Here is a 17197-nt window from a genome sequence, read left to right as displayed (position 1 = left end):
TGACAGTACGGGGATGCACCGGGTGGTGCAAGGGGTTTTTCCCGAGGCGAATTTTTGCCTCGCAACCCCTTCAAGTTCAACAAGACCGAAAAATCTCGCTGGGGCGCTTGCCTAGACGACAAAAAAAGCGCCTGCACGCTGGAGAGCATGCAGGCGCTTTTTGTAAAAGGATCAAGAGTTCACCAATCAGGCCGGAACACCGACAACACCGCCAGGCAGGCCGCCTTCCTGTTCGTCTTCAGCAGAGCTGGGAGTCCGCTCAGGGGTGGCTTTGGGTACGGGTGGGGGTGTAGGAGGCTTGGGAGACTGGGGAGGATTCTGGATCTTCCCGGTCTTCATGATCTCCTTGATGTGGCTGCCGTCGAGCGTCTCAAACTCCAGAAGGGCATGGGCGATGGCGTCCAACTTGTCCTTGTTGGCGAGCAGGATGTCCTTGGCCTTGGAGTAGGCTTCGTCGATGAGACGCTTCACTTCCTCGTCAATCTTTTGAGCGGTGGCACCGCTGTAGTTGCGGGAACGACCGAGGTCACGGGCCAGGAAGACGGCTCCGTCCCCTTCCCCGTATTCCACCATGCCGAGCTTCTCGCTCATGCCCCAGGCGCATACCATGCTACGAGCGATGTTCGTCGCCTGGCGGATGTCACCCATCGCTCCGTTAGTCACGTCGCTGAACTGGACTTCTTCTGCCACGCGGCCACCCATGGCGACCACGAGATCGTCCAGAAGCTCGCTCTTCCGGTGAGTGAACTTGTCCTCTTCCGGCAGCCACATTGTGGAGCCGAGGGAGGGGCCGCGGGGGATGATGGTCACCTTGTGCAGGGGATCCGTGTGCTCCAGCAGTTCGATCAGGATAGCGTGTCCCGCTTCATGATAAGCGGTGTTTTCCTTTTCCTTCTCGCTCAGAGCAAGGCTACGGCGCTCACGGCCCCAGCGCACCTTGTCACGGGCTTCTTCAAGCTCGGGGGTACCAATGGCCTTGAGGTTCTTACGAGCCGCCAGCAGGGCCGCCTCGTTGATGATGTTGGCAAGCTCGGCACCAGAGAAGCCGGGGGTCCCACGGGCAACCTTGCTCAGGTCGGCGTTCTCGCTCAGCTTCACGCGCTTGGCATGGACGCGGAGGATTTCCTCACGCCCCTTCACATCCGGAAGACTCACCGTGACCTGACGGTCAAAGCGGCCGGGGCGAAGCAGAGCGGGATCCAGCACGTCAGGACGGTTCGTGGCAGCAATGATGATGACGCCTTCCTGGGTGTCGAAACCATCCATCTCCACGAGCATGGCATTCAGCGTCTGCTCGCGCTCATCATGTCCACCACCGAGCCCATGACCACGATGGCGGCCCACGGCGTCGATTTCGTCAATGAAGATCAGGCACGGGGCATTTTTCTTGCCCTGCTCGAACATGTCACGCACGCGGCTGGCACCCACCCCCACGAACATCTCGACGAAGTCGGAACCGCTGATGCTGAAGAATGGCACGTCAGCCTCACCTGCAATGGCCTTGGCGAGGAGCGTCTTGCCCGTACCAGGAGAGCCCACCATGAGCACGCCCTTCGGGATTTTGCCACCCAGGCGCTGGAACTTCTTGGGATCCTTGAGGAACTCCACCAGTTCCCAGACTTCTTCCTTGGCCTCTTCCACGCCGGCCACATCCTTGAAGGTGATCTTGTTGCGATCCTGGTTGAGAAGACGGGCCCGGCTCTTGCCAAAGCTCATCGCTCCACGGCCTGCCATCTTCATCTGCTGGCGGATCAGGAGGAACAGGCCGACAAACACGAGGATCGGCAGCAGGGTGAAGAAGATCGTACCGGTGTAGTTGGTCTCATACTTCGGGGTGATGACGATCGACTCCACCTTGGACTTGTCGATGCCTTCCTTCTCAGCAGCGGCGAGACGCTCGCTGTTGGCCTTCTCGATCATCCGATGCAGCTCATCTTTCTGGAAAGCGATGTTCACTTCCGTGGTGAAGCTGGCATCTGGCACCTTGGTTTTGCCATCCACAGGCACACCTTTGGTGTAAACACCACTCAGGTATTCTGTGCCAGTGCCCTGATTGGTGATCAGAAACAGGGGCTTTTCCTTGGTGCTGATAATCTGGTCGTTCTCAAGCAACTGTTTGAACTCTGCAAAGTTCAATTTGCTACCGCCGCCGAGGCTCTTGTCCTGGTTGAGGAAAAAGGCCCATGCGATGATGAGCGCGGATGCGCCGAGAAGCACCAACCCCTTCCAGTTAAACTGGGGCTCGGGCGTCTTGCGGTTGTTGCGCTGGGGATTCTGTTCTTCGTCGAACATAGTGAAATAGTAAAAAAGAGGGCTTTAGGAAGGATACACCGAACAGAGGTCGTGGAAACCCTTAAATTTCGGAACGCTGACGCTCAGACCCCGGACGCACCCGATTGCACGGTCCGAAGGTTGAGCAAGGGTTTAGTGACAGCGTTGTCAAGAATGTTCAAGCCCTGAGTCTTCCTCAGTGCCAAAAAGCGGCCAAGCTCATGCACTTGCCCTTGTGTGCGCCCGTATGCCATGCCTAGTTTGCGCCCTCGTTGCCCATGTCGCCCTCCGCCGAACCCCAGCCGCCCCCTCCGCGCCCCAAAAAAGGGTCGGCCCGGCCGGCGCTATCGCCGTTGACGGGTGGGCGCTCGACTTGGTGGCAGCGCCTCCTGACCCGTTTCACGGGCCGCAGCCCGGATTCAGCTGGCAACACCATGCTGCCGGTGCTCATGGAGGTGTTTGCCGGGTTCTCCAAGATCGACGGCTCCGTGATGGAGGAGGAGATCGACTCCAGCCTGGGGTTCATGCGGTATGACTACCCGGAAGCCATTTACTCTGAGCTGCGCCGCATCTACTTCGAAGCGCTCCAGAAGCCCCAGGACCTCAGCGCCCGGGCTCGTGACCTGAGCCGCAGCTTGACGGTCGAGCAGAAAATCCTTCTTGGGGTACAGCTCTACCTCCTAATTTCCCGCTCAGAGAACTCCCGGCAACAGTTGGTGGAGTTCTACCTGTTCATGACGAACCTGGGCATTGCCGCCCAGGCCATCGACATTGTTTATCAGCTCAATGCCGAGGACAAACCCGCAGATGATGGGGAGTTCCGCAGCAAAGGCGGGCAGCCGCTGGAGATGCTGCGCATCGCGGCCCACGAGCCATGCGACGTGCTCCTGCGCTCTTTGGGCGAGGACTGCTCCGTGGCCGCGTTCCGCTACCAGAACCTGCTGCTGATCAAAAACGTCGGTGCCACCTCGGTGCTGGTCCGCAGCCGCACCCTGCGCCCCGGCGATTTCTCCCGTCTGTATCAGGGCGAGCGCGTGGTGCTGGACGATGTCTCCCTGGACTACGCGGATCTCATTGGCTACTTCAATGCCAAGAAGAACCTCACAGGCACCCAGCTTTATCTGACCCTAACCGACGAGGGCAGCGCCGAGATCTCCCAGACCCGCAGTCGAGGCACGAACCTCCGTATCAGCTTCGGTCTCGGGGTCACCATTGAGGCGTTGCGCGACACCGACGCGAAGATCAACGGCAAGCGGCTGCGCGAAGGCACCATCATCGAGGCCTCGATCGAAGACAAGATCATCGCCAAGGATGAATTGGAAATCTCTCTTCAGGAACTGCGCCGCCGTGCGAGGGAGTTCGGAGAGCAATTCCGCCTGGAAGGCAGCCGCAACACCTACCTCGTCTCCAACAACCCGGATCTGCTGGACGAAGGGGACATCCTCCTCTCCCAGGATGGCGACGGCGAGATCCTGCTCAAGATCATCTGCAACTACGAGGACAAGACCGGTGAACTGGAGGTGCTGCGCGCCGACCGGCCCATCCTCGTGGGGAACATCCCCATCAAAGACCGGGCCATTCTCAATGACGGGGACACCCTGACCCTCGGAGAGGGACAGTACCTGCGCTGCCACTTTGCCGACCGGATCATCGAGGAGGAACGCAACATCATCCGGCAGGTGGAACTGCGCGAGGTGGGACACCGTTTCGACCAGCGTGACACAGCTTTGGACAGCATCAGCCTCACCGCCCGGCGCGGGGAGATGATCTGCGTCATGGGCCCCAGCGGATGCGGCAAGAGCACCCTGCTCCGCACCATCGGCGGCCAGTTGAAGCCCCGATTCGGCGACATTCAGATGAATGGCTTCCCGCTTTATGGGAGCCTGGACAACCTCTGTCCTTATGTCGCCTACATCCCGCAGGAGGACGCCTTTGACTCCCTGCTCAAGGTTCAGGAAAACCTCGATTTCTCTGTCGCCGTACGCTGTCCTCACCTGCCCGGGGACGAGAGGCGGAAGCGTGTGGATGCCAAGCTTGTGGAGCTTGGCCTCAATGAGATGCGAGGCCGGCTTGCCGGGACCCCTCAGCAGAAGTTCCTGAGCGGTGGTGAGCGCAAGCGGCTCAACGCCGGCCTGGACATGATCGGCATTGCGGATGTGTACCTCTTCGATGAGCCCACCTCCGGCCTGTCTTCCAAGGACTCCGAGCACGTCCTGGATCTCATCCGCTCCCTGGCACGCAACAAGATCGTCCTGGCCTCCATCCACCAGCCGAGCATGAAGCTCCTGCAGATGTTCGACAAGGCGCTGTTGCTCGACAAGGGCGGGAAGATGGCCTACTTCGGCACGCCGCAGGGCATGCTTGAGTACTTCTGGCAGGCTTACTGCGAAGAGACCGCCCCTCAGGAGGAGAATGCGGCCAATGTGCCCATGCCGGACATGGTCACGCCAGACTTGGTGTTCGATGTGTTGGAGACGCCCCTTCGCGATATCAGCGGCGATATCATCCACGAGCGCACCACCGATGGCCACCTGATGGCAGCACGGCGGTTCCCGCCCAATTTCTGGCGTGACCGCTACCAGACGCATGTGCTGATGAGCAGCATGTCGCAGTCGGAAACCCGGCGGGAAAATGCCCGACGGGAGGAGTCTCGCGGAGAGTCGCTTTCGCAACAGCGCAAGCTGCCCAAGCCGCCCCGTCTCACCATGCGGGAGGAGTCCATCCTCTTTGCCACGATGATAAAGCGGGCCTTCCTGAGCAAGCTCAGGAACCGGGCGAACCTCCTGACGACGCTTCTGGAGGCGCCCTTGCTGGCCTTTCTCATCTCTATGGTCCTCCGGTACTCGGAGGATGACTCTTATACCTTCGCCAGCGCCTTCCACATTCCCACCTACCTGTTCCTGACTCTGGTGGTGGCCATGTTTCTGGGGCTGACAAACAGCGCGGATGAGATCATCCGCGACCGGCCGATGCTAAACCGGGAGCGAAATCACAACCTCCGGGTGCGGTACTACATCATCGGGAAAATTCTCTCACTCTCGACCTTCTCACTCATCCAGTGCGTGATCTATCTGCTCATTGGCAATGCGGTGCTGGAGCTTCGGGAGATGTTCGTCGTCCACTTGTTCTGGATGTTCATGACCTCTCTCACCGGGGTCTGCCTGGGACTGCTCGTCTCCACTCTCGTGCACGACATCCGTACGGCGCTGAACATCATCCCTCTGCTGCTCATCCCCCAGATCATTCTCGGCGGGGCGTTGATCAAGTACGAGGAAATGAACCGCAACCTGGATTTCGTGTATTCCATCCGCCAGTGGTCGGCCAAGGGCGAGGACAAGGACACGACCGAGGCCAGCAAGCTCAAGGTCCCGCTGATCTGCCAGATCATGCCCCTGCGCTGGTCCTATGAGAGCGCGATCATCTCCCAGGCCCAGCTCAATCCGCTCAGCCGCGCCCAGTCCATGCTGGAGGACCGCATCCAGGGCCTCATCAACCTGCCCCGGCACATCCCCATGACCGAGGAACAACGGGCGGATCTGGATTTGACGAAGCAGGCGCTAGCCGTCGTCTCCGGGCTGCAGGATGTGGATGCTTCCGGCGTCAGCAGCCGGCTGCGGCGCATCCAGGAAAGCGTATCGAGAGGCCACCTCTCTCCCGACGACATGAAGCTGAAGAAAGGCGTCAGCGCGGAAGAAATCTATGTGAACCGAAAGGTCCTGGACCTGGTGACCAAGGCGGAGATGGAACGCGAAGACTACCGCCGCACTGCCAGCCCCAACGTGTTCTTCGGCACAGTCAAGACCTACCCCCTCTTTGAACCCTCGTCCCCTGCCCCGGCGACGGAGGATGAAGCACGGGCCGCTGCGACCACCACCCTTGGTGAATCCCGGGTGAGCAGTGCCGCCGCGACCGCTGGCAACAATACCCGTAAAGTAAAACCCTGGTGGCAGGAGTTGCGAGTGCCGACCCTTTGGATGAACTTTATCGTCATGGTGGTCACCCTTGTGATGGTGATTGCCGTGCTGGACGTTTCCCTGCGGCGTCAGCTGTCCAGGGTGTAATGTAGGCTGATCGCCATGGCTTCGGGCCATTTTGCAGCTTATCAGTGACAACCCCGGCATCCTTCTGTATTTCCTCGGGCTGACAGATGCTTTCCTTGTCACCCTATCAAGATGCCATTCCTTTTCTCTGGCTGGGCGGTTTCGCGCTCTGCCTGGGCCTGCATCTTTTTCTCCACCCCCTGGCAAAGATATTCCGTCAGGCACTCAACTGGCTGGGCCGACACCCCGCACCGGTGCTCTGGCTCACGGCGAGCCTCACTTTCACCCGCTTTTGGGACCACCGAACGGCCATAAAGGCAGGCACCGCCGCAGTGGCACCGGAACGACTGGCGATGGAGATGGCCCCCTGGCCCCAGATCTTTTTGGACGGTCTGGCCAGTGGATGGCAGCAGTTCGGCCTCCTCTTTCACCGGGTGCTGGCGTTCCCCTCCTTTTGGCCCGGCCATTGGGCAGACGCCACCCTGCAGGCGTTGATCTGCGCCTTCACCCAGGTATGGTTTGGTTGCTACCTGATCAACACCCGCAATATTTTCACTGAAGAAGGGCTCTCCCTTCGTCAGACGTTGATCCGGTGGCCAAATGTGATCGTGCTCGCCGCCTATCAGTGGCCCTGGTGGTGGATCCAAAAACAGCCCGGACCGGAGTGGAACTTTGCCAAACAATGGCTCCTGCCGGAATACCTGCTCTTCCTTGCGCCCCTGCCCCTGGCCATCGCCACATTGCGCGGCAGCTTCTTCCGCGTGGGAGAACTGACCCTCCAATGGTGGCTGCAACGCGGGAAGCTGCTGGCTTCGTTTGCCGTCACCGCCCTCCCCATCCTCGCGCTCCTCCACTTTTGTTTAGGGATTCTTCCTGATCAACTATCAGGAAACCTGTCTATGGCAAGATTCTTCCTGGAAGGGGTTCTCATCGCCACCATCCATTTGTGGCTTTTCGTCAGCGCTGCCTTGCTTCTCCTGTGGGGTGGGTATGTTGATGATGCTCCCGTTTCCCTCGAAGAAGCATGACCCCTGGCGAGTCCGTCACCAACCAGATCGCACGACGCAGCAAGTCGAACCTCGCGTTCGCCCTGTCAACGTTGTCACGGACCCGGAAGCGGGACATGATGACCTTCTATGCCTTCTGCCGTGTGGTGGACGACATTGGAGATGAGGACATCGCCAGTGTGGAAGAGCGGCGGAAAATGCTTCAAGAGTGGCGGGACGGCCTTCTTCACGGGTTCCCCCATCCAGACGATCTCCAGAGCGAGATCGCAGAACTGCCCAAGCGCTATCCGATTGATCGCGCCATGATGGCCGAGATCATCGATGGCGTGGCGAGCGACCTTGACCACCGGTTCTATGAAACCCAGGAAGAGGTCCTGGCCTACTGCTACAAGGTGGCCTGTGTGGTGGGTCTGGTCAGCATCGAAATTTTTGGCTACACGAACCCTGCGTGCAAAGACTATGCGGTGGCACTGGGTTATGCCCTGCAACTCACCAACATCATCCGCGATGTCGGCGAGGACGCCCGCAACGGCCGCATTTACCTGCCTTTGGAAGACTTGAGGCGCTTTCATGTCACAGAGCGTCAGATTCTGGAAGGACGCCCGCCGGCCAGTTTCGAGGCGCTCATGGAGCACCAGTATCAGAAGGCAATGCACTACTATGCGGAAGCCGAGAGGCTCCTTCCGGAGGAGGACCGGCATCGCATGCTCGCCGCAGAGATGATGGCCCAGGTGTACAGCGAGATCCTCCAGAAGATCCGCAAACACCGCTTCCAGGTCTTTGGCCGCCGCATCGGATTGAGCAAGCTTCGTAAGTTCGCCATTCTGGGTGCCTACACGGCCCGCGGCTTCATGCGAGCCGTTTGAAGTCAGACTCCCGGGGATCGAACCCCGGTGTCCCGATGAATAGATCACGGGGCACCCCCGTCAGAAGCATCCCCCCAATCTCGGGTTTGCGCCAGCCAGTCCACGCCTTGGTGAAAACTTCGGATTCCCAAAGCACTTGCAACTCCGTCGATTTGGACCACCTTTTTTCGTCATGAAAACGCCCACCCAGCCCGGCCTCACCCCCCTTTTTGTGGCCGCGGCCCTGCTCATCACTCCCTTCAGCCAAGGCCTCGCGGCAGACCGCGACCCATCACAGCCACCTGCGAAACTTGGTTCACGAATCGTCAATTTTTTCAAGGGCTTGGTGGACCGGGACGAATCACCGCCCAGCTACAACGAATATCCGCCCACCCGCTCTTCTCCGCCGCAAGGCCAAGGCCGGCAGCCCCGGCGCTTCAACCTGGATGCTCCTCCGCCGATTCCTGGCGGTTCCGGCGACTATGATCGGGAAAATTATGACCAGCCAGAACGTCCGGCCCCTCGCCCTCGCACCAATCCGGCTGTCAGCCCCGATGAAGAGTATGACCCGCCGGTGAGCCGGCAGGGACCCAATGCCGGCCAGCGGACGCAACAGGACCTTCCTTACGAGTCTCCTCCTTCGGAACCTGCACCGCCTACGCGGCAGAAACCCGTGGAGCCCCCGACCCGTCGCCAGGAACCCTCCCCCTCTCTGGGCAAAACGCAGACGCCAAAGAACAACGCGCCCGCAACTCCAAAGCCGGACGAGACCCCTTCGAAGCCTGCAAGCGGCAACCACTCCCCTGTCACCACGACTTCCAACTCGCCCGTGACGAGTCCCGACAGCACGCCAGCGCCGGAGCCCCGCCGTCAGGAGCCCACCGTCGCAGACGAGCCCAGCACCGCTTCAAATTCGAAACCCTCCACGCCCAGCCCGGCCGCCTCAGGTGCCCCGCTGGTGGGGTCCAAGACCGCCAAGCCAGGTCGCGTGAAGAGCCCTTACCCTCCTTACAATGAGTTGGACGTGACCGGTCTTTCCAGTGGATCGCTGGCGATGGACCCCACAACCCAGAAGGTGTTTCGCGTGCCCTGAGTCGAGAAAATTGCGACTGCTGCACGGACCTGAGCGGGTGTGGAAAGGCCTTTCCATGGGTGCCCACCCGCAAGGCAGGATGATGCCGCATGCCAGCAATGCGAGCCCCGTAACACACCCCTTATTTGCGGGTTTTTGTCCAATCAGGCCCTCAAACAAGCAAACCTTTGCACGGCGTAACTTGCCTGCTAAGACAGCGCGATGCCAGAACGCTCCCGTACTCACCTTCTACTGATTCCCTCCTTCAACACGGGCGCAAAGCTCGTGGAGACGGTGAAGGGTGCATTGGAAGAATGGTCACCGGTGTGGGTGGTGGTGGATGGCAGCACCGATGGTAGTGAGAAGGCAGTGGAAGCGCTCTTGTCCGAGCACGAAGGCGACCTCAGAATTCTCAAACTGCCGACAAATTCCGGCAAGGGCTCTGCCGTATTGCGGGGCACCACCGAGGCCGTGGCCGAAGGTTACACGCATGTGCTGACCATGGATGCCGATGGGCAGCATGCCTCCGGCTCGATCAGGAAATTCATGGAAGCTTCCCAGAGCAAGCCGGAGGCGGTCGTGCTGGGTTTGCCCCAATTTGACAGCAGCGCCCCTCTCATCCGTCTGCGTGGCCGGCGGATCGCGAACTGGTGGGCCCGGCTGGAGACGATGTCTGATCTGGGTGACTGTCTCTTCGGATTCCGCGTTTACCCTGCGGCACCTCTCAAGCAGGTCATGCACAAGACCCGCTGGGCCCGCCGCTTTGACTTCGACCCCGAGGTGGCCATGCGGCTGATCTGGAAAGGTCACCCTCCTCTCAATGTCCCCGCTCCGTGCCGATATTTCACCAAAGCCGAAGGCGGAGTGTCCCATTTCAACTATTACCGGGACAACGTGTTGCTCACCTGGATGTTCACCCGGCTCTTCTTTGGCTTTCTGTTAAGACTTCCAAAGTTGCTTGGAAGGAAGCTCCGTAGTAATTAGTTCCCATGAGATTTCCCGCGACGCTGCTTAGATTCTATTTGGGCGCCGGTATGGCGCTGATTCTCGCCGCCTGCTCCTCGACTCCGGTCAGCCTGGACTACCAACCAGGACTGAGCCAGGGCCCCGTTGGACCTCGTCGCGTCGCCGCCGGCCGCTTCGCCGATTTGCGCAACGATCACCCCTACTATTTGGGAACCGTCAAAACGCCTATCGGGACACCGATCGAAAACATCATGGCCAACGTGCCGGTGGCAGAACTGGTGCGCAATGCCTTCGCGCACGGTTTGAGCGCACGGAAGATGCTGGTTTCCCATACCACCGCTCCTTACATGATCACCGGCGAGATCCTCGAACTGCGCTGCGATCAGGTCGTCAGACCTGCAGCTTATGTTAAGATCCGTGTGAATGTGGTTCGGTCCGGGGGCGGCCAGGTGCTTTTCAGCCGTGTCTATTCGGGTGAGCGGGAAATGGGGGCCTACATGCCCGGAAGCGGCTCTCCGATCCCCGTGTTGCGGGAGTTGATGTCCCGCGCCTTGCAGGATGTGATTGACCGTGCCCTGGATGACAGCGCCCTGCGGTCGCGGCTCAAGTCTCCAGCGTCAGGCACCTACGGTACCGACCTGCTATAATTCTCCCCTCGTTGACCCCGCTTCCTCCAGCCCCGGCTCCAGCGCCTCCCCCCCTCGTGGCGAGGCGGCCGGATGCTCATCCACTCAAGGTGGTCGCCCGGAACATTTCGGGTCGGTATGGCACGCCGTTCGACCGTCACTTTGCCTACTGGAAGGTGAAGATGGATCCGCTTTACCAAGGGGTCGGTGGTTTGTTGGCGGGCTCGTCACTGCCCGTGCTGGACGTAGGCTGCGGGACTGGTCTGCTTTGCTTTTATCTCCTCGAACGCGGCGCACTGGGTCCGCTGCATGGGTTGGACTTCGATCCCCATAAGATCGCTGCGGCGCGGAAGGCGGCGGAGGCTCTGCCCAATCCACCCGTGTTTCATCAGGGGGACGCCCGCGATCCCTGGCCAGACATCTCTGGTCACGTCTGCCTCCTGGATGTGCTGCACTACCTGCCCACCGACGCACAGGCGACCTTGCTCACCTCTGCTGCCCGTCATGTGGCCCCTGGTGGGCGGCTGGTGATTCGTACTGGCTTGAAGGCGGACAACTGGCGCTACCGCGTCACCCTCATGACGGATAGGCTCATGAACCGCGTGAAACTCATGAAGTCCCCGCCCGTCTCCTATCCGGAGCAAGGGCAACTGGAGGCGGTGCTGCATGAGGCCGGCTTGCAGTTGCTCACAGCCCGCCCCCTTCACGAGGGCACGCCCTTCAACAATCACTTGCTGATCTTCGGACGAGGAGCCGCCCAGGAGAATGGTGTGGCCTAGCGGCGTTGACGGACGTTCTTTCCGCCCCCCTGGCTGACCAGATTCCCTTCTCGGTCCAGAACGGATTGAGTCCATTCCATGACGCCATCTCGAGGAAACACCGCCCGGGTCACCATAGTATAACCTGTGAGGTCATTGGCGGCGGTCCAGATGAAAGTCTTCGTCGCTGCATCGTAGCTCCCCTCTGCCACACTTGGGGTGTCGGTATCCTTCGCCACGATCTGGGAGTGAAACTTGCCCGTCAGCTCATCGAACTTCATGATCATGGAGCTGTACACCGGTGACTGTGTGGCAGAATCGATCGTGACGCTGCTATCACGCATTAATTGGGTGCGTGACGAATTCCAGTTGCAGATCATCTTCACGCGGGAGTTGGCCTGGCCGTTGATCGTGCCTGACCACTCCCCAGCATAGAGGTCCAGCGGTCCTTGGGCATTCGCCTTGGACGCAGCAGTGACAGCCGAGGGCGAGACCGGGACTGCGACAGCAGTTTTGACCGGCGCGGCTACCGGCATGGCAATGGTTTCCTCAGTCACCGCCAGGGCTTTCACCGGCACAGTCTCACCTCCCGTGAAAGTAGCGCGGAAGGCCATCAGCCTCGTCTCTTCGCCAATGGGGCGGGCAAACAATATCCAGCGGCCTTGATGCGATTCGCAGTGGCGGACGAGTGGCTCACCGCCCGACGCACCATCGGAGAGCGGATCTTCGATATCCACGGTGAAAGCCGCACTTGGCAGGGGCATTTGCCATTTCCATCGGACCACCATGGCATTTCCCACCACTCGTTGGGGTTCCGGGGTGGCCGTCAGCGGCAACGTCGGAAGGGCCGAAAATGAGCCCCCAGCTTCCTGCATGGTTTTGACCAGCAGTCCCCACTTTTCATCTGGCCAGTAGAGATCCAGCACCCGCCCCGCATAGGCAGGCGGTCGGGCAAGATCCGGGCGCACATGGTTCACCACCCGCCAGAAGAGCGAACTGGGCACTCGCCCCTCCACCAACTGCAGGCTCCCGCCCTGAAAACGAACAGGCTGGCCTGGCTGAGCCACCAGCGAGGGACGGGTGGCAATCGGCAAAATGAAAACAGAGTGGTGCAGTCGCGCCCCCGCTCCCTGCAGCAAATGCCCCGACACAGCCGTGGCTTGCTGCAGTCCGGTTTCCCACTGGTACTCCAGCTCCTTGCCCGCCTGACTCCCTTGCAGGCTTGCCAGCACTCCAGCGGTTCGCCCTTCCATGGGGGCACGCAGCAATCGCGTCAGGGTAAGCCCCTCCTTCAGAGATTTTCCCGGGGGACTCCAGGCTCCGAATGCCGCGGCGATCTGAAACTTCGCCCCATGGGCCTGAGCCACCATTCGCAAGGTCAGCCCCGGCTCCCTCACGCCCGCGCCCCCAGGCATTGGCACCACCTGCCCACCGGCAGAATCAAAATGAGGGCTCACCGTCCCAGCACCGACAGGCATCAAGAAACCTTCGTCCACGATCACTTCGCCCCCGCCCGTAGAACGCCAGCGCTCCAATTCCTGATTGAAGGCGGATTCACTCAACTGCGTTCCTTTGTCCACCAGTTGGGACGTGCTTTCCACTACCACGAGGCGGCAGACCAACACAGGGACATCGTCATAGGAGGGTGGCCCCGCGGGAGCAGCTGCCGCAGTTGCCGACGCCAAGACTTGCACCCCTCCCAACACAGCGGCCAAGACTGCGCTTTTAAGAACCGGCCAGCGATGGAGACGGGAGACGCGACGCGGAGAAATCATGGAAATTTATGGATAAGCTACTGCCAACACAGAAGGGGTTCCAGCTCCTGTCGTCAAACGCAAAGCGCAATGCCGCAAGGACCTGTTCTGCCACCTCTCTATCGCAACTGATAAGCAGTTAGCGCTTTACCCGTACACTCCGCCCACCTTCATTGATCGCCTCTTCCCCACTTGAGTGGGTAAGGACCTGACGCCATTCCATCACACCCTCCAGAGGGAACATGGCCGTCGTGACCATGCGGCTGCCGGTGCGCTTGTCCACCGAGCTCCACGTGAAGGTGCGCTTGACGGCATCCCATTCGCCATCGGCGATCGCCGGAGGCGTCTTGGTGGTGGGTACCATGCGGGACTTGAACGCCCCGGTCACCGGATCACGGCTCAAGACCGTGGTGTTCAGAATGGGCCGGGAATAACCAGGCTCCATGTCGATTTTGGTATCACGGGTCAGTTCCTGCCGCTTTTCATCCCACATGCAACTGAGGCGCATGCGAGCGTTGGGACGGCCATAGATGGTGCCCTGCCACTCGCCTGCGTAGAGCTGGAGCGCTTGAGCGGCTGGCACCGGAGCCATGGGAGGAGCCTCGGGCAGCGGGGGTGGACCTTTGGGCTCAGGCATCGGGGCGACCGGTGCCGGAGCAGAGATCTCCGGCACGGTGGCCTTGCCTCCGGGGAGAGCATCTGGAACGGCGACGGCGCGGGAAGGCTCCACATTCGCCGCTTCCTCAAACTGAGGTCGAAATGCGAGCAGATAGGTCACGTTGCCCGCCAGCCGGGCGAAGACTGTCCACCGATGTTGGTGCGATTCACACAACGCCGGAAGCGAGATGCCAAACTGGTCTCCCGTGAGCTTTGTTCCGCTGCTCTCGGAGGTCATGGTGGGGCAGTCCAGCTTCAGCAGATAGCCTTGCGATGGCAGTTCGCTGGCCAGGGAGATGCTGACGTTCATCTGCGGGGAGTTCAGCTTGATGGAAGGCTTCTCCGCTGAGAGCCGGGCATCTGGCAAATTGGCCCACGCAGTGCCCGCCTGCTTGGTCAGGTCCGTGAAGGTCTGCCATTCGGTATCGCTCCAGAAAAGTTCGAGGATCCCCCCACCCATCACCTTGGGACGAATGATGTCCGGCCGGGTGTTCTTGATGTAGCTCCAGAAAGTGCTCGAGGGCACCGCTCCTCCTACCATTCGCAAGTCAGCCGACTTGTACTGCTTGGGCAATCCGGGCTGATCGATCCAGGATGGCCGGGAGGAAATGGGATTCAGGAAGATGTTGCAGTAGCGACCTGAACCTTCACCGGACTGGCACACCAGAGCCGTCACCGTCCGCAAGGCGCTGTTCCAAGCATGCTGCACTTCCGGGCCCTGCTGGCAGGGCACCTCGGCAACTTTGGGACCCTGGCTGCTCACAGGAGCTGAGCCTGCCACCATCGCGGGGTTTTCCAAGGTGGCGAGGCTGTCCTTGAGTGACTGACCCGACATTGCCCAAACACTGAGCTTCACTTCAGAATGGAATCCATCTGCCGTACGGCCGGACTTGAGACGCATCGCCGGCCCGGGAGACCGGTTGTCCTGCGTGCCCATCATGAGAGCCCGGCCGCCCGCACCACTGAAGTTCGGATCAATGGCCTGAGCGCCTTCTGGAAGGATGAATCCCTTGTCCACTACCACATCAGCAGAGCCACTCGTGCGCCATTGCTGCAACCGGGTGGAAAAATCTGCTTCAGAAAACTGCGCCCCGTGTTCGACAAGCGGACGCCGGCTTTCCAGAATGACCATCCGGTAAACGATCACGGGGATGTCATCGAAGGACGGCCCTGTCTGAGTGCCCCCGCGATAGGCCTGGGCTTGCAACGTTCCGGCACCGGAAAGCATCGCCAACCCCAGACACAATACAACGCGGCGGAGAAACTCCCCGGAGGCGAATCTTCCTAGGGCAAGGGATCGGATCAGCTTCATGCAAGAAACGACCGCAAATGAGCGACGTCGGACCGTGCCGTCAAACGCTATTCAGCACAATCGGCGGAGTCTTGCCGACAAGCTGGCCTTCCAGACGTCTTCGCCCGCTCGGCACCTCGTCAAGCAGCTGCCGACCAGGCCGTCTGGCTCGCTCCGTGCAATCGCTCGGCAATGAGGGAGATGCTCTGTCGGACAAACCACAACTTCCCAACGACCGGGCCGTTGAGCACGAAGGGATAGGAATTGGGGTGCCCCAGCGCACGGGACATCTCGTTGGTTAGCAGACTGAGCTTCACCCACGCATTGATATCCTCCAGGAAGAAGCGCGCCTCCCGCTTGGGCACTCGAGGTCCGAGCACCTTCAAATCAAACTTCTGAATCGCGAACGGCAACTGTCCGCCTTCCAACCCATAAGTGCGTGCCACGTGCACGCCCTCATGCAGATGCAGGAAGTGAGCAAAGGTCTCCGCCCAGTCCTCCCACGGGTGCGCTGAGGCGTAGGGTGTGATGCAGTCCTGGTTCCAGTCGAGCCGCGCCCCTCCCCCATAGAACTGAGTGAGACTGCCGCCATAGTCCACTTGCTCGTCTCCGAAGCGCTGCCGGAATGCTGCCAGCCACGTGGGGTCGGACGCCAGTACGTCCCAATAATAGTGCGCCAGTTCATGACGCATGTGTCCGGCCAGAGTGCGAAACTCCTCCCCCAACTGCTGCCTGACCAGCTCGCGAGAGGCGGCATCGGCCTCATCCACATTCAGGGTGATGACGCCATTCTCATGCCCGGTGATGACGGGCGCATCGCCAGGTGAGGTTTGCAGAAAATCAAAACATACCCCTTCCGGCGCAAGCAACTGTGACACAAGCGGGATGCCCAAACGCTGCAACTGCGAAGCCACCCGCCGCTTGGCGGCCTCCGCCTGGGCCCACTTGGCATCATTGCCGGGGATGTTGATGTCTGGGTAGGTCCGGGTCAGCAAGCAGGACTGGCATTGGTTGACCGATTCCCCGGTAGGGATCATCCAGTTGCAGCCGAGAACACCGCCCCGGTGCTCGCAGGAGCGGTAGCGCCGCTGCTTCAGCGCAGGATCACCACTGCGGTAGTTTCCTGAGGAGGCCTCCTGCGTGAACGAATGAACCCGCCCCGTCTCCGGCACATACCCCAGCAGGCGACCGCAACCGACACAGACGGTGTTCTCGAAAAAGACGATGGTACCACACTCACATGTGGAGGGAACCGCGACGGGGCGCTTGGGAAGGTTGAAGAAAAGCATGCCAGCCCTTGGGCACGGGACATACCAAACCGCCACCACAAAATCCAAGCGCTCAGCGTGAAGCGATTGTGGGACTGGGCAGGCTGTCGCTCAAAGCAGCAAACATGCAGAATGCACTTCCCTCGCACCTCCGAGCAGGAAAATCGCACGAGACAACTGAACTGCCCTGTCAGACCTGATCCTTCGGGGGCTGAGTTGGTCGCAGGTTTGAATGATGGATCAGCCAATGCACACCGACGACGAACACGCCTCCCAGAAGATGAAGCCCAGTTCAAGAATGGAACCTTGTCGCAGAAGTATCTCGTAGCTGCGTTTGTAAAAACGCGGTCAGGGGGTATCGCTCGCACGACAAGAGGCCAAGCCGCCCCACTCGGCCATTTGCATCCACGCATTCTCACGAATGCATCTACAAGCTTCCTTCCCCTCCCACACCGCCGCAGAAGAAGCTCGTATCTGCGTTCGTAAAAACGCGGTCAGGGGGGCATCGCTCGCACGACAAGAGGTCAAGCCGCCCTACACGACCACTTGCACCCACGCATTCTCACGAATGCATCCACAAGCTTCCCCCCTCCCGCACCGCAGCAGAAGCAACTCGTAGCTACGTTTGTAAAAACGCGGTCA

11 protein-coding genes are annotated in these 17197 nt (G+C 60.3%); 7 read left to right on the top strand and 4 right to left on the bottom strand.

The features are described 5' to 3' along the window. Positions 1-186: 186 nt before the first annotated feature. Positions 187-2292, bottom strand: a complete 2106-nt coding sequence (ftsH, locus tag BV034_RS10810) for an ATP-dependent zinc metalloprotease FtsH (protein ID WP_050026888.1) — start codon at positions 2290-2292, stop codon at positions 187-189. Between the two features lie 257 nt (positions 2293-2549). Between ftsH and BV034_RS10805 the strand changes: the two genes are divergently transcribed. From BV034_RS10805 to BV034_RS10775, 7 genes are all read left to right on the top strand, one after another. Beyond that, the gene (locus tag BV034_RS10805; protein ID WP_081887727.1) at positions 2550-6332 is read left to right on the top strand and encodes an ABC transporter permease; all 3783 of its coding nucleotides are present in this window, start codon (positions 2550-2552) and stop codon (positions 6330-6332) included. Positions 6333-6418: 86 nt separating this feature from the next. After that, positions 6419-7339, top strand: coding sequence for a hypothetical protein (locus BV034_RS10800; protein ID WP_050026885.1), 921 nt, complete (start codon positions 6419-6421; stop codon positions 7337-7339). Next, complete coding sequence (locus tag BV034_RS10795) at positions 7336-8184, top strand: squalene/phytoene synthase family protein (protein ID WP_050026883.1); 849 nt, start codon at positions 7336-7338, stop codon at positions 8182-8184. The genes BV034_RS10800 and BV034_RS10795 overlap by 4 nt, the downstream gene beginning before the upstream one ends. A gap of 172 nt (positions 8185-8356) precedes the next feature. Further along, entirely contained in the window at positions 8357-9256 is a 900-nt protein-coding gene (locus BV034_RS10790; protein WP_050026880.1) for a hypothetical protein, read from the top strand. Positions 9257-9457: 201 nt separating this feature from the next. Further along, entirely contained in the window at positions 9458-10219 is a 762-nt protein-coding gene (locus BV034_RS10785) for a glycosyltransferase family 2 protein (protein ID WP_050026878.1), read from the top strand. 50 nt (positions 10220-10269) lie between these two features. After that, positions 10270-10848: a hypothetical protein gene (locus tag BV034_RS10780; RefSeq protein ID WP_050026876.1), complete on the top strand. Its 579-nt coding sequence runs from the start codon at positions 10270-10272 to the stop codon at positions 10846-10848. An 11-nt stretch (positions 10849-10859) separates the two neighbouring features. Then, entirely contained in the window at positions 10860-11606 is a 747-nt protein-coding gene (locus BV034_RS10775) for a class I SAM-dependent methyltransferase (RefSeq protein ID WP_265592864.1), read from the top strand. On the opposite strand, the gene BV034_RS10770 is transcribed toward BV034_RS10775, so the two are convergent. From BV034_RS10770 to BV034_RS10760, 3 genes are all read right to left on the bottom strand, one after another. Continuing rightward, positions 11603-13360 carry a hypothetical protein gene (locus BV034_RS10770; protein WP_265592863.1) on the bottom strand — a complete coding sequence of 586 codons (1758 nt, stop codon included), beginning with the start codon at positions 13358-13360 and terminating at the stop codon, positions 11603-11605. The genes BV034_RS10775 and BV034_RS10770 overlap by 4 nt on opposite strands. A 118-nt stretch (positions 13361-13478) precedes the next feature. After that, complete coding sequence (locus tag BV034_RS10765; RefSeq protein WP_265592862.1) at positions 13479-15308, bottom strand: hypothetical protein; 1830 nt, start codon at positions 15306-15308, stop codon at positions 13479-13481. A gap of 119 nt (positions 15309-15427) precedes the next feature. Further along, complete coding sequence (locus BV034_RS10760) at positions 15428-16576, bottom strand: putative zinc-binding metallopeptidase (RefSeq protein WP_050026868.1); 1149 nt, start codon at positions 16574-16576, stop codon at positions 15428-15430. Positions 16577-17197: the final 621 nt, after the last annotated feature.

The organism is Verrucomicrobium sp. BvORR034 (genome assembly GCF_000739635.1).
Classification (GTDB): Bacteria; Verrucomicrobiota; Verrucomicrobiia; order Verrucomicrobiales; family Verrucomicrobiaceae; genus Verrucomicrobium.
Note: the sequence above shows the minus strand (reverse complement) of the source record. Positions and strands in the feature narration are given on the sequence as shown.

Bases quoted from the DNA above. Each gene is read 5' to 3' on its own strand.
- BV034_RS10785 (WP_050026878.1), top strand. From the start codon at position 9,458: ATGCCAGAACGCTCCCGTACTCACCTTCTACTGATTCCCTCCTTCAAC.
- BV034_RS10770 (WP_265592863.1), bottom strand. From the start codon at position 13,360: ATGATTTCTCCGCGTCGCGTCTCCCGTCTCCATCGCTGGCCGGTTCTT.
- BV034_RS10780 (WP_050026876.1), top strand. From the start codon at position 10,270: ATGGCGCTGATTCTCGCCGCCTGCTCCTCGACTCCGGTCAGCCTGGAC.
- BV034_RS10800 (WP_050026885.1), top strand. From the start codon at position 6,419: ATGCTTTCCTTGTCACCCTATCAAGATGCCATTCCTTTTCTCTGGCTG.
- BV034_RS10790 (WP_050026880.1), top strand. From the start codon at position 8,357: ATGAAAACGCCCACCCAGCCCGGCCTCACCCCCCTTTTTGTGGCCGCG.
- BV034_RS10805 (WP_081887727.1), top strand. From the start codon at position 2,550: ATGTCGCCCTCCGCCGAACCCCAGCCGCCCCCTCCGCGCCCCAAAAAA.
- BV034_RS10765 (WP_265592862.1), bottom strand. From the start codon at position 15,308: ATGAAGCTGATCCGATCCCTTGCCCTAGGAAGATTCGCCTCCGGGGAG.
- ftsH (WP_050026888.1), bottom strand. From the start codon at position 2,292: ATGTTCGACGAAGAACAGAATCCCCAGCGCAACAACCGCAAGACGCCC.
- BV034_RS10795 (WP_050026883.1), top strand. From the start codon at position 7,336: ATGACCCCTGGCGAGTCCGTCACCAACCAGATCGCACGACGCAGCAAG.
- BV034_RS10760 (WP_050026868.1), bottom strand. From the start codon at position 16,576: ATGCTTTTCTTCAACCTTCCCAAGCGCCCCGTCGCGGTTCCCTCCACA.